At 57.6% G+C, this 15,395-nt stretch carries 12 protein-coding genes and 1 pseudogene; 10 read left to right on the top strand and 3 right to left on the bottom strand.

Annotation, left to right across the window (positions count from 1 at the left end; genetic code table 11):
* Positions 1-145: 145 nt before the first annotated feature.
* Positions 146-1,026: pseudogene (locus FHR87_RS14385) on the bottom strand (IS110 family transposase).
* 240 nt (positions 1,027-1,266) lie between these two features.
* Between FHR87_RS14385 and FHR87_RS14380 the strand changes: the two are divergent.
* The 8 genes from FHR87_RS14380 (at position 1,267) to FHR87_RS14350 (ending at position 9,006) form a co-directional block, all read left to right on the top strand.
* On the top strand, positions 1,267-1,731 hold the full coding sequence (locus tag FHR87_RS14380) for a GNAT family N-acetyltransferase (RefSeq protein ID WP_183167400.1): 465 nt from the start codon (positions 1,267-1,269) through the stop codon (positions 1,729-1,731).
* Positions 1,732-1,795: 64 nt separating this feature from the next.
* Positions 1,796-2,224 (top strand): DUF4019 domain-containing protein, encoded by a 429-nt coding sequence (locus FHR87_RS14375; protein ID WP_183167399.1) that lies wholly within the window; start codon positions 1,796-1,798, stop codon positions 2,222-2,224.
* A 232-nt stretch (positions 2,225-2,456) separates the two neighbouring features.
* Entirely contained in the window at positions 2,457-2,579 is a 123-nt protein-coding gene (locus tag FHR87_RS19510; protein ID WP_275944084.1) for a hypothetical protein, read from the top strand.
* Positions 2,580-2,741: 162 nt separating this feature from the next.
* The gene (locus FHR87_RS14370) at positions 2,742-3,584 is read left to right on the top strand and encodes a putative RNA methyltransferase (protein WP_183167398.1); all 843 of its coding nucleotides are present in this window, start codon (positions 2,742-2,744) and stop codon (positions 3,582-3,584) included.
* 262 nt (positions 3,585-3,846) lie between these two features.
* Positions 3,847-5,937 carry a TonB-dependent receptor gene (locus tag FHR87_RS14365; protein ID WP_183167397.1) on the top strand — a complete coding sequence of 697 codons (2,091 nt, stop codon included), beginning with the start codon at positions 3,847-3,849 and terminating at the stop codon, positions 5,935-5,937.
* Positions 5,937-6,995: an ABC transporter substrate-binding protein gene (locus FHR87_RS14360; protein ID WP_183167396.1), complete on the top strand. Its 1,059-nt coding sequence runs from the start codon at positions 5,937-5,939 to the stop codon at positions 6,993-6,995. Before FHR87_RS14365 ends, FHR87_RS14360 begins: the two co-directional genes overlap by 1 nt.
* A 198-nt stretch (positions 6,996-7,193) precedes the next feature.
* Positions 7,194-8,195 (top strand): FecCD family ABC transporter permease, encoded by a 1,002-nt coding sequence (locus FHR87_RS14355; RefSeq protein ID WP_183167395.1) that lies wholly within the window; start codon positions 7,194-7,196, stop codon positions 8,193-8,195.
* A gap of 10 nt (positions 8,196-8,205) precedes the next feature.
* Positions 8,206-9,006: an ABC transporter ATP-binding protein gene (locus FHR87_RS14350; RefSeq protein ID WP_183167394.1), complete on the top strand. Its 801-nt coding sequence runs from the start codon at positions 8,206-8,208 to the stop codon at positions 9,004-9,006.
* 7 nt (positions 9,007-9,013) lie between these two features.
* Here FHR87_RS14350 and FHR87_RS14345 read toward each other — a convergent pair whose 3' ends face one another.
* Together FHR87_RS14345 and phnD are read right to left on the bottom strand one after the other, a co-directional pair.
* Entirely contained in the window at positions 9,014-10,657 is a 1,644-nt protein-coding gene (locus tag FHR87_RS14345) for a sigma-54 interaction domain-containing protein (protein WP_183167393.1), read from the bottom strand.
* A complete protein-coding gene (gene phnD, locus FHR87_RS14340; protein WP_183167392.1) occupies positions 10,654-11,559 on the bottom strand; it encodes a phosphate/phosphite/phosphonate ABC transporter substrate-binding protein in 906 nt (301 codons plus the stop codon). Before phnD ends, FHR87_RS14345 begins: the two co-directional genes overlap by 4 nt.
* A gap of 335 nt (positions 11,560-11,894) precedes the next feature.
* Between phnD and FHR87_RS14335 the strand changes: the two genes are divergently transcribed.
* Together FHR87_RS14335 and FHR87_RS14330 are read left to right on the top strand one after the other, a co-directional pair.
* Complete coding sequence (locus tag FHR87_RS14335; RefSeq protein WP_183167391.1) at positions 11,895-14,042, top strand: TonB-dependent receptor; 2,148 nt, start codon at positions 11,895-11,897, stop codon at positions 14,040-14,042.
* A 2-nt stretch (positions 14,043-14,044) separates the two neighbouring features.
* Positions 14,045-15,109, top strand: coding sequence for an ABC transporter substrate-binding protein (locus FHR87_RS14330; RefSeq protein ID WP_183167390.1), 1,065 nt, complete (start codon positions 14,045-14,047; stop codon positions 15,107-15,109).
* Positions 15,110-15,395 lie beyond the last annotated feature (286 nt).

Here is a 15,395-nt window from a genome sequence, read left to right as displayed (position 1 = left end):
CATCTGATTGTTGGTCGAAACTCAATCATGGCACTCGATGCCGAGCGGCAAAGCCGCTGAAGTGGGAAGTCTCCTTTTTACTCATTCAAGCCGAAGCCACTTCGCGGCGCGGCTCAATTCAGCAACTGTCTTGTGATCGACGAGCTCAGGCGGCCATCGTCGCCTCTGCTCTCAACTCATCCCGCCGCCGTGCATTGACGATGGTCAGCAGCTTGCGCATGCAGGCCACCAGCGCCACCTTGCCGAGCTTCCCGCGTGTCCTGAGCTGTTGATAGTGCGCTCGCATCAACGGATCCCAGCGCACCGCCGACAACGTGGCCATATACAACGCCACGCCCACTGGAGCACGTCCACCCCAGATCCGGCGCTTGCCCGAGCTCTGGCCGCTGTCCCGGTTCATCGGCGCCACGCCCACGAGTTTGGCGATCTGCCGTCGCCTCAGCGTGCCCAGCTCGGGCAGCAACGCCAGACTCGTGGCCTGGAAGATCGGGCCCAGGCCTTTGGACGACTGCAACGCCGGCGTCGCGTGCCGCTTCAGCAGCGCTTGCATCGCCTTGTCGATCGCGGCCAGTTCACGCTTGAGTGCCGTCAGCGTCCCTGCCATGAGCTTGTGCACCGCCGGCGACGCCGGCGCAGCCAGTTCCGCAGCTCGCGCTGCCAGGGCGTCGGAGCTTCGAAGCGGCGCAGGCGATCAGCGAACAAACGCGACAGCAGACACAGCAGGCGTGCGTCGATGGCGTCCGCCTTGGCCAATTCACCCGTGGCCCGGGCAAAGTCCCGGGCCTGGCGGGGATTGACCCGGCACACCCACAGATCCGCATCGCAGCACGCCTCCAGCAGCGCGTCTTCGTAGCCGCCGGTCGCCTCCAACACGATGCGAGGGTCGTCCAGTTTCCCCAGCCGGGTCACCAGCTTGCCGATCCCAAGCCTGGTGTTGGCGAAGCGCACCACGCCGGGAACCCCATCCACGGCCAGGTCCAAAGCCGCCTTGCCCACGTCAATGCCGACTGCTGTTGTGATCCTGATTCTCCGATACAGTACGAAAGGTCGAGAGCATCGCGCCCGAGGCCCACGCTTATCGGTTCGAGGGAAACCTCGATCAACTGTTCGGGCACAGGGCGCGAGATCCGGCGTGCGGCCCCTGCTGAATTACGGTGGTGCTGACACCGAGGCGTTATCGGGCGCGCACGCCGGGCTTTCGGCTTCTACAGTAGGGAATATTCAAGACATAAGGCGTTGGGTAGCATGCCAAAGGACACGGCAAATATGAACATCCGCAAAGCACAAGCAGAGGATCATCAAGCTCTCCTGAGCATATGGGAGCAATCAGTTCGTGCATCACATAACTTCTTATCAGAGCAAGACATTCAGTCTCTTTTGCCCGTCGTCCGTGACCAAGCCCTGTCTAACCTTGAAGTATGGGTGTTGTGTGGCGAGGCATTAGAACCTATTGGTTTTATGGGGTTTGACAACAACAAACTTGAGGCATTGTTTATTTCTCCATCTCGTTTCCGGCAAGGTGGTGGAAAGCTCATGCTCAAATACGCAAGAAAATTGAAAGGCGCATTACAGGTAGATGTAAATGAGCAAAATCCTCGCGCGGTGGCATTTTATTTATCCAATGGATTTGTAGTAACTGGCCGCTCACCAACCGATTCTCAAGGGCTGCCATTTCCGCTGTTGCATTTGCATGAAATCAGTCGACATGAGCAGCTCACAAGAACAATTTAAAATCAATATTCTGGCGTTAGCCATCTCTTACGGTTCCATCGCCACAACTTAAAGGGAATTTTCAATGAAGCATTTATTTGCCATTGCTATGTCCGTCTGCATGTTGCTTCCGTCTCTCGCATGGAGCGAATCCACTACGCATGTTGACAAGGCAAAGTCATCTACAACTACATGGCTTGCGATCACAGACTCCCTTGAGTACGCCAGTAGCTGGGAGCAAACCGCCGAGCTCTTTCAGAAAGCAGTGCCCAAGCAGAATTGGCAGAGCCAACTGGAAAAAACTCGGCTGCCACTCGGAGCGGTGAAATCCAGAGAGTTCAAGGTGGCCGAGACGGCGCGTGTTCTTCCCGGAGTGCCAGAAGGTCAATACGTTGTACTCCAGTACGAGACCCAGTTCGAGAAGAGCCCCAAGATGATTGAGACCGTGACCTCTACGCTTGATGGAGACGGAACGTGGAAGGTGGTTGGGTACTATATCAAACAGGCGAAGTAAGCACGCAGACGGCTAACCATTCCATCGAGGGAATGTCTTCTAACCGGCTGTGCCGGCCGGTAACCTCTCATGTCAAACGTTAGGCTTTGCAATAGGAGTCGTCACTGAATGGAGGTCAGAATTCTCGTATTTCCCGAGACAAAGATTGCTGCCATAGAGCATCAACGTGGGGCCCAATGTGTGTGAAGAAGAAATGGTCACCGACGTCTACTTACCGTTGAGGTGAAATCTTATGCAACCACGGCGTAAGCGCGGCAACCGCTACCTCAAGAAAATGACCATGCCCGGCATCCAACGCATTGTTGCTGGCATGTTGTTCGTGGTGGCATTGGGTTTGGTTTCGGGGCTTTTGTAATTTGACGCGATCACGGCTATGCCCTGATTATTCAGGCAACTTGAGGCAATGACATAGCCTGGCTTAATCCAGGTGTCAGGTTTCCCACGGCATCCGCCCTTTCTAAAACAATGCAAGTTTGAGATTTCTTGCAGCCTTGCAGTCCATCAGAATACGTATCCCATGAATATCACCGCATTCCAGGCGTTGGCCTGTCCGCTGGACGGCGATCCGTTACAGCGCCACGACTCTGCATGGCGCTGTGCCGCCGGTCACAGCTTCGATATTGCCCGCCAGGGCTATACCTATTTGCTGCCGGTCCAGAAAAAACGCTCGCTCGATCCAGGCGACAGCAAGGAGATGGTCGCAGCTCGCCAGCGTTTTCTGGATGCCGGTTTTTACCAACCGATTGCTGCTGCCGTGAACCAGGCTGTGCTGGCAAACCTGCCACCTGCGGCAATGGCCAGTTGCTTGGACGCCGGTTGCGGTGAAGGTTACTACCTGCGGCAACTGGCAACTGCCAGCAACGGACGGGCACTGGCGCTGCTGGGGCTGGATATTTCCAAATGGGCGGTCCTGTCGGCAGCCAAACAGGACAAACGGCCCAATTGGGTAGTGGGCAGCAATGCCAACCTGCCGGTGCAGACAGGTACGCTTGATCGGGTCCTGTGTCTTTTCGGCTTTCCCGTTTATGCCGAGTTTGCCCGTGTGCTCAAGCCAGGCGGCCAGTTACTGATGGTCGATGCCGGGTCGGATCATCTGCGGGAATTACGCGAAATCATCTATCCGGCCTTAAAGCCCAAACGCACTGCCGAGGTGACGATACCGGCAGGCTTTACCGAGCTGCCAACCGAGACTGTCCGCTATAGCCTGGAGCTTACCAGCCCAGAGCAAATTGCCGATCTGTTAGCCATGACGCCACATCTCTACCGCGCCAATGCCGAGGGTCGGGCCAAGGCTGCGGGTTTGACGGCCTTGATAGTTACGGTGGATGTGCGTCTGGCACGCCTCGGGCGGATTTTTTAGTCGGGTTACTTGGCCCTTCAGGACAGCGTTGGGTTCTGAAGTCTTAACCATATTTATGATGTTATAGAAATCGATACTTACCGATCAGTACGCTTCCTACTAACAGCCTTACATTTTCGAACAACGTTCACCTATCGAACCCTGATTTTTCAAACATCCGGGAACGTTACGGATACTTACGTACATACTTGTATGGTTTTTTTCCTGGCATGTCGTTTGCCGTCTGGCCATCCGGACTGCATCCGATAGATAAGGATTAATCATGACCAAGCACAAAGCTCTGTGCCTGCTGCTGGCACCTACCCTGCTCCCCATGGAAAGGTATGTTTTGGCAGAATCGGACGAAATGGAGCTTTCCACGATACGTATCGAAAATCAGGCGACAGCCAGCCTTAACACACCTACGTCGCTGGTTCCGCTGGAAGGCAAAACTGCCCATAGTCGTTTCGCTCTGCCCAAGAGCGTGGAAGCCGTACAGACGTATGATCAGGAAGACATCCGGAACATGCGCCCGCGCGACGTCAGCGACCTGATCGAAAGTTCGCTGGGGATGAGCATCGGTCGCCAAGGTGCCCGGGTGCACAACTTTTCCTACAACCGGGGCGACAAGGTCAGCATCATCCTGGATGGTGTCTATCTCACCCAGACCCAGGCGCAGCGGGTGCTCAGTGATATCCCGGTAGAGATGATCGATTCGATCCAGTTCCTGCGCGATTCATCGGTCATTACCATCAGCCCGCTGATGGATTTCGGCAGTGCCGGAGCCGGTGCGCCCAACCAGGGCTTTATCGTCATCAATACCCGCAAGAGCGGCCCCGGCAAGGATGGCGGTGAGCTGCGGGCCAGCTATGCCACTTACGATACCTGGAAGCGCTCCGGCTGGATTGGTAATTCCTGGCTGGATGGCCGGCTCACGCTCGGCGGTGGCTACCAGCGTTCGGAATCCAATGGTAAACCCAAATGGAACATGGCCTACGACGCCGACACCTGGCTCGCCAGCAGCGGCTGGAAGGATGAAAATTTCATCGCTTCCGCCTCCTTCTATCTGAACAAGGCTTCTCGCGAGATCCAGCGAGCCCGGGGCACTTATCGTGGCAATACCAAATATTCGGTGAGCGGCCCGACACCTGCAGGCGTGCTGGACAAGACCATCTGGAAATATGCGCCCATGGATACCCGGGTAATTTCCGTCAACCTGGCCAGGCCCTGGAACGATGTGCATACCACCGCCTTCACCTACGGCTGGACTGATGCTAAGGGTACCCAGTATCGCTACACCACTACGACCAATAAATCGACGGTGAAGGGACAGTTCGCCAAGGATCGGGCCAAGGAATGGAATCTCTCGCACACCATCGCCACTGCCAACAGCACCCTCAAGATCGGTGGCCAGACGGTATGGTGGTACCAACTCACCGAGGGTGAAACCCGTTCCCGCTCGGAAAAAGTCTACGGTCTCTACGGCACGTTCGAGTATCGCTTCACGCCTTCCCTGTCTGTGGACGCTGCGGTGCGGACTGATCGCAAGCGCACCATCCGAGGCGGCGATAAGTATCTGGACAATGGTTTCAAGACCCAGCTTTCCGACGATCAATGGAACGACCGGGCGCTCCTGTATTCCATCGGTGCAGCCTGGCAGATCGATCCTGTCTGGCGACTTTCCGCACGCTATTCTTTCAATCGGACGCCCACGCCGGACGTGATCACCACACGCAACAACGAAAACCTGCCGGCCGAGAAACGCCACCGCTACGAATTCGGCATCAATGCCAATTTAGGCCGCGCCTTCCAGGCCAGCTTCACGCCCTTCTACTACGTGATCAAGAACGCCAAGGTGACCGATGGTGCCATCGGTGTGGATGTCAACGGCAATCCGATTCTTGATGACCGTGGCAACGAAACCAGCGTCACCGTCTACCGGAACGAAAGCCAGGTTATCCGCAAGGGTATCGAGATAATGGTCCAAGGCCGTTTCGCCAATGACGCTCTGAGCTATGAGTTGGGCTGGACCTATTTCGACGACAGTGGGGAAAACGGCCAGACCGGCAACGAGGTTCCCGACAACAAATACAACGCCCGCCTCGGCTGGCAGCAAGGGCCCTGGAGCGCCAATGCGAGTCTGGTCCGGGTCGATCCCTACAAGAGCTACAACTATACCGTCGGCGATTTCACCACCCTCAATATCAATCTGGCCCGCGAATTCGCCTCTGGCTTCACCGCTTCGCTCTATGCGCAAAACCTCCTCGACGAACACTACGCGACCAATAACAAGGGCATGCCGATCCAGGCCAACTGGGGCAAGTTGCAGGATGTCGGAGCAACCTACGGACTCGAAATAGGAATGAAATTCTGATGAACAGACGACAGATTCTAGGCACGTTGGGGCTGCTGGGCGCCTTGCTGGCGACCAGTAATCCAGTATTCGCCGAGCGCCAGATCACCGATATGGCCGGACGCCGGATCGAGATCCCGGATAAAGTCGAAAAGGTCTACGCAATAGGCCACTGCATCCCCATCGTCGGCGCCGTCGCGCCGCAAAAGCTGGCTAACAACTATCACCTGAGCGAAGCCGCGTTGCGTTTTCTGCCACCCGTCTTTATCGAGAACAAAGTCATACCCAATACGGGTAACAGTCTATCCGATGAGGAAGTCATGAAAATGGCTCCCGATCTGGTCGTGATGGAGAAAATTCCTGGCGCCCAAGAGCGCGCCGACCGCCTGCAGGAGCGGCTGAAAACCCCGGTGTTGCTGGTGGACCTGGACATGCTGCAATACAAGCAGGCATTCACCTTTCTCGGCGAGCTGTTGCAGCAACCGGAACAGGGCCGAAAATTGGCCGACTTCGTCGCCACGAACATGGATCCGATTGCAGAGAAAGCCAAAAGCATTGCACAAGACCAACGAGTCAGGGTGTATTACGCGGAAGGCCCGGACGGCCTTTCCACCAACCCGGCCGGTAACAGCCACACCCAGGTGCTGGATTTCGTCGGCGGTATCAATGTAGCCAAGGTCACCAACCTTCCTGATGAGGGAATGAGTAGCGTCTCACTGGAGCAGCTTTATATCTGGCAACCGGATGTGATTCTGGCCTGGACGCCAGCGGCGGATCGCCTGACCACCTGGAAAGCCATCGTGGAAAACCCGCTGTGGCAAAAGGTAAAGGCAGTGAAGGCCGGGCAGGTGCTGCAGGTTCCCTGGATACCGTTCAGTTGGTTCGATCGCCCGCCGAGCAGCAACCGCATTCTCGGCACCTTCTGGCTGGCCCAGACGCTTTATCCGCAAACCTTCCAGTTCGACATGACGACCCTGACCCAGGAATATTTCCGCCTCTTCTATCACAAGGAAATTTCCGCAGCCGAGGTACGTTATTTGTTGGATCTGGCCCGGCCAACAGCAGCGGCTTCTCGATAGCCAGCCAAACGTCGACAGTTGGAAAGCACCGGTATCGCCGTTGTCGAGCTACGTTTCATTCGTCGCTCGACATACTGCGCGAGCAAACTCGGCGGACCGGCGAGGTTCTTGGCCCAGTGCTTGCTGTAAGCCTTGCAACAAAGTTGTTCCAGTCGCCTCCCGCGGCCCCGCAATCAATCAACAGCATGGAAGCCTTGCATGCGATTTTTCGGCGTCATCCTTGTTCTTCTGTTAGCACTCGTTCTGCTCTCCTTCACAGTCGGTCGCTACCCGGTCCCGGTCGAAACGGTATTGTCCATCCTCGGCGCGCAATTTCTGCCAGTCACGCCCGACTGGCCGCCGGAAACCGAAGCCGTGGTGATCGGTATCCGCTTGCCGCGTATTCTCGCGGCCCTGCTGGTAGGTGGGGCGCTGTCGATTTCCGGGGCAACCTATCAGGGATTGTTCCGCAACCCCATGGTTTCGCCAGGCATTCTCGGTGTTTCCGCCGGGGCCAGCGTAGGTGCGGCACTGGCCATCCTGCTGGGATACGGCATGCTGGGTATTCAGTCATTTGCCTTCGCCTTCGGGCTGGTCGCCGTCACGGCAACCTGGGCCATCGGAGCGACCATGGGCAAACGCGGCGATCCGATCCTGGTCATGGTGCTGGCCGGAATCATCATCGGTACCCTGTTCACGGCCTTTGTCTCGCTGGTGAAGTTTGTTGCCGATCCCTATAACACGCTACCCACCATCACCTTCTGGCTGATGGGCAGCCTGGCTTCGGTCGAATTACCCGACCTGGCCATAGCAGCCATTCCTGTTTCGCTCGGCCTGGCAGTTCTGTTGGGTATGTCGTGGATTCTCAATGTGCTCTGCTTCGGCGATGAAGAAGCCAAGGCTCTGGGCCTGGAAACCGGCCGCCTGCGCCTGGTGATCATCCTGTGCGCCACCATGGTTACGGCAGCGGCCGTGGCCATTGCCGGCATCATCGGTCTGGTGGGGCTGATCGTCCCGCATCTGGCACGCATGCTGGTAGGGCCGGATCATCGGGTTCTGCTGCCGGTATCGACAATCATGGGCGCCGGCTTCCTGCTGGCAGTGGATAATCTGGCTCGCTCGCTGTTCGAGGTCGAGGTTCCGTTGGGCATCGTCACGTCCATCATCGGTGCGCCGTTTTTCCTCTATCTGCTCAACCGCACCCGCAAAGCCTGGACCTGAAGGAGACCCCATGCTGGAACTACACGAACTGGATTGCGGCTACGCCCAACGCAACATTCTCGAGAAGCTCTCGTTTACTCTGGGCGAAGGTGAATTGCTCTGCCTGCTAGGCCCGAACGGTGTAGGCAAGACCACTCTGTTCAAGACCATTCTCGGCCTGCTGCCATCGCGCGGCGGCGAAATCCGCCTGAACGGCACACCGACGCGCAACTGGTCACGTCGGCAATTCGCCCAATGGGTAGGCTACGTTCCCCAGGCCCATACACCGCCGTTTCCCTTTACCGTCAGGGAAGTGGTAACCATGGGCCGGGTCGCACACCTCAGCACGTTCTCCTCGCCTACGCGCCAGGACCGGGAAATCGCCGAGCAGGCGCTGGATACCCTGGGTATCGCCTACCTGGGGCAATCCAGTTATACGGAAATCAGCGGTGGGGAACGGCAACTGGTCTTGATCGCCCGTGCCCTGGCCCAGCAACCACGCATCCTGGTGATGGACGAACCCACCTCGAATCTGGATTACGGCAACCAGTTGAAGGTCATGGCCCACGTCAGCCGGATCGCCCGAGAGCAGAACATGGGCATCATCCTGACCACTCACTACCCCAACCACGCCCTGCTCTATGCTTCACAAGTCCTGGCGCTGACACGCGACAAGCGCTACCACATCGGTCATCCGGACGCGATCATCACCGAAGGCTACCTGCGAGCCACCTACGGAGTGGAAACGGAAATCCACGACATTCATCACCGGGACGGAAACCGGAGCCGGCTGTGCGTTCCGGTCTGCGCAAACGTGAGGGTTGAGGCCTGAACCGCGCTTATGAACGATAGTCCTTGTAGTTCAGATTGTGCTTGGCCATGCGCAACCCAAGGATGCGTCTGGTCAAGCCCAGATGGTTGGCCGTCTCGGTCATGTTGCCCTTATGGATTTTCAGGGCTTCGACGATCATGTCTTGCTCGGCCTTGCCCAGTCGGGCATCGAGGATACCGCCGCCACTATTGGCGATCTCGGAAAGCATGGGCACCTGCAAGGACGGCGGCAGGTGTGCATCCTCGATGGCACCACCTTCGGAGAGGATCACTGCCCGCTCGATGATATTTTCCAGTTCACGCACATTGCCCGGCCAGTGATAGCACATCAGCATGCTCATGGCCGAAGGAGCGATGCGCTCCACATGGATGCCCATTTCAGTAGAAAAGCGCGCCACGAAATGCTCCGCCAGCGTGGCAATATCAGCGCCCCGCTCGCGCAGGGACGGGATCGTGACGGGGAATACGTTAAGCCGATAGTAGAGGTCTTCCCGGAACGTGCCTTTGTCGACCATTTCCTTGAGGTTGCGGTTGGTCGCCGCCAGAACCCGCAGATCCACCTGGATAGTGACGTTTCCCCCGACTCGCTCGAAACTGCGTTCCTGCAGGATGCGCAGCAGTTTGGCCTGCATGGACAAAGATAGCTCGCCAACCTCATCAAGGAAGATAGTCCCGCCATCGGCCTTCTCGAAGCGCCCCCGCCGCAGATTGGCGGCCCCCGTGAAAGAGCCGCGTTCGTGGCCGAACAGCTCGCTTTCGATGATGCTTTCCGGCAGTGCTGCACAATTGAACTTGACGAAGGGCCCGTCCGCATTGCAGCTGTTGTAGTGGATGGCACTGGCCACCAGTTCCTTGCCCACGCCACTCTCACCCAGGATCAGCACGGTGGTCTTCGAGCGGATCACCTTCTCGATCAATCCATACACTTCCTGCATGGGTTTGGAGTTGCCGATGATGTTGGTCGGCTTGAAACGATCCTGGAGCGCCGAACGCAACCGGCGGTTCTCCTCCAATGCACGGGTCTGGGCCAACTCCAGAAGATGCAGTTCAGCGGCCGGTGCCGTCGTAGCTGCCAGGATGGAAAGGATTTCCACATCCAACTTCAGCAGGTCCGGCTTGTCGTAGATGCGCTCGGCGCTGATGGTGCCCATTACCTTGCCATCGCGCAGGATGGGGACGCAGAGAAAGGACAGGTTCTGATCCGCTCTGGCGTTGCGGTTCGGGATGCGGGCGATAATGTCGGGATCTTCGCCAATCCGGGGAATCACGATGGCCTGGCCGGTTTCCACTACTCGTCCGATGACTCCTTCGCCCAGATCGTAGGTACCACGGATCACTTCGGTTTCTGTCAGGCCACAGCTTTTATGGATGAAAATCTTGCCTGATCCCGGCTCGTAGAGGCTGACCATGCCCCGCACCACTTTCAAGTGCTCCTGCATCAACGTCAGGAGAACGTCGAGAACGTCCGAAAGATTCCCCGTCTCCGTAGCGATACGGCCCATTTCGTAAAGCAGGGGCAAGAAATCGGTACGGCATTCGCCCAGGTCGAATTCGCAATACTTGGTCTCTGGATTTTGTGTCAGCACCGTCAGGATCTGGTTTCCGGACTTTTGTTGGCCCTTATCGGGTAATACGGGAAAGTGAGTCTTCATGAACTGGTCCTGGCTCGGCTACCCGATTTGCGCCACGGCAGCACGATACCACCCTTGTCGGTGTTCTCGGTCGTGGCGCTGCGGAAGTCGACCCGCGCCTGTCCCTGCTCCGAGCCGGAAGGTTGCAGGCGTGCCTGAAGAATGTTTTCCATCCAGTAGCGCACCCGATCCACATCGGCATCCACTGCAGGAATGAAAGCGGTGGCTCGATAAACGCCCAGCGTGGCGAGATCATTGAGGTTGACGAAAGCCTGACGCAGCGATTCACGCAGATCCAGCGATAGCCCTTCACGGAAAGTCCACATGTACTCGGGAATCGGCTGCGACTCGGCAAGAATCCGAATGGCTTCGCCGTCGATTCGCCCTTCGTTCAGCAGGCGCTGCAGAATCGGCAGGGAAAGCCCGCCGGCAGCCACCGTACGGGATACAACTGCCGCCGCCACCTCGTCGTGGGCACCCAGGCTACGCCGAACGTAATCCTGCTCCAGGGAAAGCCCGGCCTCCAGCAGCATATAGCGCGGCACCCAGGAACCCGAGGTGGAAACCAGGTCACCCATGGCAATCTCGCAACCGCGCAGTTGGCCGAGGTTTTCCACTGCGCTGTCGACAGGCACGATGATCGCGGCCTTGAAGGTTGGCCCGGCACTGCCCCCGTGAGTCGGCCTGGCAAAGGGTTCGAGCCCGGCGTTGCGACTTTGCAGGATGTAGGTCACCGGTCCCAGGTAGGCCAGATCCAGCTCGCCACGACGCAAGGCTTCCCCAGTCGCTACATAGTTACTACCGATGATCAGTTCCACCGGCATGCCCAGACAGCGCATCAGGTAGGCACGTAAGGGCTCGTTGAGTCGTTCGACGACGGCCCGGGATTCACCGGGCAACAGTCCGCATCGGATGGCTTTCATAGAAAGAATGACGTCCTCAAAGCTGCTTCTGTCTTGCCGTCCACAGTGCGGACGAGACTTACCTTGCAAGCTTGGCAAGCAAGCTTCATTCCATGCCTGATTGAAGCAAATAGCCCTGATTTCCTTGAAAAATCGTACCAATAAGTACCTTTTCGTCAGGCAGGCTGACATTTTCGTACAGCGGATACCTAATGATCCGGCCTTCACTCACAACAAATGAGAACTATTCTCCTGATTTGCACTACGAGGTGCGTTTAACCGGTCTTTGTTGCGCTGGCACATCCCTTGCCCTATCGCCAAACGGGGAAGGCTTCACCACACATAGGGATATCATCATGAAGATCTGCCGTTACTACAGATATAGAAAAATCAATGGCTTCATCTTCAGTCTGGCATTCGTCCACAGCATCGCCTGTGCCGTGGATGATGCCGATACGCAAGACAGCGACGAACCCATGGAGCTGGAACAGATACGCATCAGCGGCACGGCCTTGAATGGCAGCAGCACAGCTGGCTATCGGGTGGATACCGTCCAGCTCGGCCCCTTCGGCGATGCCCGGCCACAGGACACGCCGTTTTCCATCAATAGCGTATCGTCCGAACTGATCCGCAATACTCAAGCGACCACGACCACCGAAGCCCTGAAGTACGTACCGACGGTGTACAACAATACCAGTGCCAGCCAGATCACGCCCTACTTCACCATCCGGGGGTTTTCCGCCTCGACCTGGAGCTACAACATGGCCGTGGATGGCATGCGCAGCTTCGACGTCTACCAACCGATGGAAGACAAGGAACGTATCGAAGTCATCAACGGTGCCACCGGTTTTCTCTATGGCATCACCTCGCCGGCCGGCATGATCAACCATGCGCTCAAGCGTCCTACGGCAACCCCGCTGCACGAATTCACGGTGGGTATCTACGACGAACAGGTTTATGGCCACCTGGATCTGGGCGGTCCGCTAAGCGAAAACCTGAGCTACCGGATCAACCTGGTCCAAGCTGACAAGGGCGATACCGGCGGGATCGCCAACCAGACTCAGAAGCGCCATGTCTTTTCCGGGGCGCTGGACTGGCGGCTCGGCGCGCAAACGCTGCTGCGCCTGGATGCCAGCCGCTCCCGGCGCAACCTGGAGTACGCCCAGGCATTGTTCATGACCACGGCGGCCATCGGCATCCCCAAGGCACCCGATACCTCGCGCAACCGGGGCGCTCCCTATACCGGCGCAACGGATGCCACCAACCGCTTTGGCATCGGCCTGGACACACGCCTCAACGATATCTTCAGCCTGCGATTCAAGGCACGCTACAGCAAGGTCGAGCGGGAATATTTGCTCAATCGGCAGGTTTGGCAGAACAAGCAGTTGGATTATCGCTGGCGGGTGGATTCGCAACAGGAGTTCGATACCATCGTCAAACAGCTCAACCTGTTCGTGGATGCGGATTTCTTCACCGGTCCACTGAAGCACAAGATTACCCTGGGCGTGACCCGCGACGCCTTCGATGCCGCCAATAGCGGTTACCGGGGTACGACCTACAGCACCCAATATCCTGGCGATCTGTACGAAGATCCACAATATCGTCCCTACAGCCTGCCGCCCAAGGGCACCAGTACCTCGCAGGAAACCCACTACACGACAGTGATCATGGCCGACCAGATCGACATCGGCGACTACTGGTCGCTGATGGTCGGCGGTACCCGCGCCCGGGTGGATGACCATCTCAAATCGAGGACCGCAGCCGGTGCGCTCAGCACTACCCGTTACGATCAGAGCGAATTCAGCCCGGCCTATTCGCTCTCCTTCAAGCCCTTTTCCTGGATCACCGCCTACGGCACCTACGTCGAAGCCTTGCAGCAGGGATTGGTTGCCGGAGCGACCACGGCCAATGCCGGGGAAATCTTTTCACCCTATGTGAGCAAACAGAAGGAATTCGGCATCAAGAGTACCCTGGGTGCAATGGAGCTGAACCTCGCCTGGTTCCATATCGAAAATGCCAACCAGTACGTCAACCCGGCGACCAACACCGCAACGCAGGACGGCAAAGCCATTCACAAGGGCTGGGAATTCACCTTTACCGGCAGGGCGACCGATAACCTGACCCTGGTCGGCGGCTTCACCAGGCTGAACGCCCGGATTGATCGGGCAGCGACCAACGTAGGCAAGACGCCTCAGGGCGTACCCGAGAAAATGGCAACTCTCTACGCCGAATATGACCTGGCCACCGTACCCGGTCTGACACTCAACGGTGGCTTGTCCTATACCGGCAAAGTGCCCTGGGATGCCGCCAACAAGCTCTATGTAAATCCTGTGACCATCTACGAGACAGGATTGCGCTACAGAGCCAGGATCATGGACAAGACGTCCACCTGGCGGCTCAATATCGCCAACCTGACCAACAAGAATTACTGGACCACCCGCTCCGGCATTCTCTATCCCGGTGCGCCGCGGACGGTTTCCCTGTCGACTACGCTGGCTTTCTGAGCATGTCCTGCAGGATCGTTTCGACAAGCACCCTTCTGGCAACGCTGGCCATCGTCGAGATACTGTTTGGCAGCCATGCCAGCGCCAGTTCGCGAACCGTCATCGACCAGACCGGTCACCTCCTGCACCTGCCGCAACAAGTACGCAGTGTGGGTACGCCGGGCATCTCCATGGCCTCGCTGATCCTGGTCCTGACCGAAGGCCAGAAGCTGACAGCAGTGGCACCGGAAGTTCGCGACAATCCCTGGCTACGGCGCGTCATGCCATCGGCAGCCACTCTTGCTACGCCGTTCAGCCGCCCTTCCGGGGTGAACCTGGAAAGCCTGCTGGCGATCAAGCCGGATCTGGTCACGCTCTGGCTCGGCAATGCTGTCCTTGGCAAGCAATTGGAAGCCTTGGGTATTCCCGTCTTCAACCTGGGCTATACCACGCCCGAGGAAATGAAAAATGCCGTGCGTCTGCTCGGCACGGCCCTGGGCGACAACGAAAAACGCCGGGCAGAAGATTTCATTCGTTATTACGACGACAACCTGCAACGAGTCGCTCAAGGCCTTACTGGCCTGCCGCCAGACACCCGGCCACGCGTCTATTACGCCTCCATCTCGCCGCTGCATACCGAAGGTCTCGGTTCCATGATCGACTCGTGGATCGATACCGCTGGCGGGATCAATGTCGCGGCAGCCAGCGGTCTGCGTGGCGATGTCCAGGTACAAATGGAACAAGTGATCGCCTGGAACCCGGACATTATCGTCACCCTGGATGCCACCCAGCAGCAAGCCATCCTGCAATCGCCACGCTGGAAGCACATCAAGGCTGTGCGCAATGGCCAGGTCCTGCTCAACCCCAGAGGCATCAATGCCTGGTGTACCCGCGCGGCCGAAACTTCCCTGCAAATTCTCTGGGCCGCCCGAACCTTGCATCCGCAGCGTTTTCCTGCCCTGGACATGGCAGAGGAAACCCGAATTTTCTATCGCCGCTTCTATCGGTACACACCAAGTGACGATGAGTTAGCACTGATTCTGCGCGGAGCCTCTCCAGAAAACCTGCCCTCCGGGAGCCAACCATGAGCAGGAGCGGATCGCTCGATCGATGCAGCCCGGCCCCCACTTCTGGTAGTACTCGCTCCAGAACTGATGGCGGTAGGTGGCGCTTTCCGGGACACATCGGCAGATATTCGAAACGGTACGATCATACCCATCATTACGCAGGGGTACTCGAAGAACAGGGTTGCCGTCTCGCCCTCCACGTGAAGCTCTGCGATGAGGAAAACAGTTAAGTCATGCCTGGCCAGAACGTTTTTTCATTGAGCGAAAGAACCGGCCTATCGGGCTGGAACCATGCCTGCATTCGCAG

Source organism: Azomonas macrocytogenes, assembly GCF_014191985.1.
In the GTDB taxonomy this organism is placed as follows: domain Bacteria; phylum Pseudomonadota; class Gammaproteobacteria; order Pseudomonadales; family Pseudomonadaceae; genus Azomonas; species Azomonas macrocytogenes.
The sequence above is the reverse complement of the archived record's forward strand: the minus strand, read 5'-3'. Positions and strand labels throughout refer to the sequence as shown.

Coding starts and splice junctions, on each gene's coding strand:
- FHR87_RS14380 (WP_183167400.1), top strand. CDS start 1,267: ATGAACATCCGCAAAGCACAAGCAGAGGATCATCAAGCTCTCCTGAGC.
- FHR87_RS14375 (WP_183167399.1), top strand. CDS start 1,796: ATGAAGCATTTATTTGCCATTGCTATGTCCGTCTGCATGTTGCTTCCG.
- FHR87_RS19510 (WP_275944084.1), top strand. CDS start 2,457: ATGCAACCACGGCGTAAGCGCGGCAACCGCTACCTCAAGAAAATGACC.
- FHR87_RS14370 (WP_183167398.1), top strand. CDS start 2,742: ATGAATATCACCGCATTCCAGGCGTTGGCCTGTCCGCTGGACGGCGAT.
- FHR87_RS14365 (WP_183167397.1), top strand. CDS start 3,847: ATGACCAAGCACAAAGCTCTGTGCCTGCTGCTGGCACCTACCCTGCTC.
- FHR87_RS14360 (WP_183167396.1), top strand. CDS start 5,937: ATGAACAGACGACAGATTCTAGGCACGTTGGGGCTGCTGGGCGCCTTG.
- FHR87_RS14355 (WP_183167395.1), top strand. CDS start 7,194: ATGCGATTTTTCGGCGTCATCCTTGTTCTTCTGTTAGCACTCGTTCTG.
- FHR87_RS14350 (WP_183167394.1), top strand. CDS start 8,206: ATGCTGGAACTACACGAACTGGATTGCGGCTACGCCCAACGCAACATT.
- FHR87_RS14345 (WP_183167393.1), bottom strand. CDS start 10,657: ATGAAGACTCACTTTCCCGTATTACCCGATAAGGGCCAACAAAAGTCC.
- phnD (WP_183167392.1), bottom strand. CDS start 11,559: ATGAAAGCCATCCGATGCGGACTGTTGCCCGGTGAATCCCGGGCCGTC.
- FHR87_RS14335 (WP_183167391.1), top strand. CDS start 11,895: ATGAAGATCTGCCGTTACTACAGATATAGAAAAATCAATGGCTTCATC.
- FHR87_RS14330 (WP_183167390.1), top strand. CDS start 14,045: ATGTCCTGCAGGATCGTTTCGACAAGCACCCTTCTGGCAACGCTGGCC.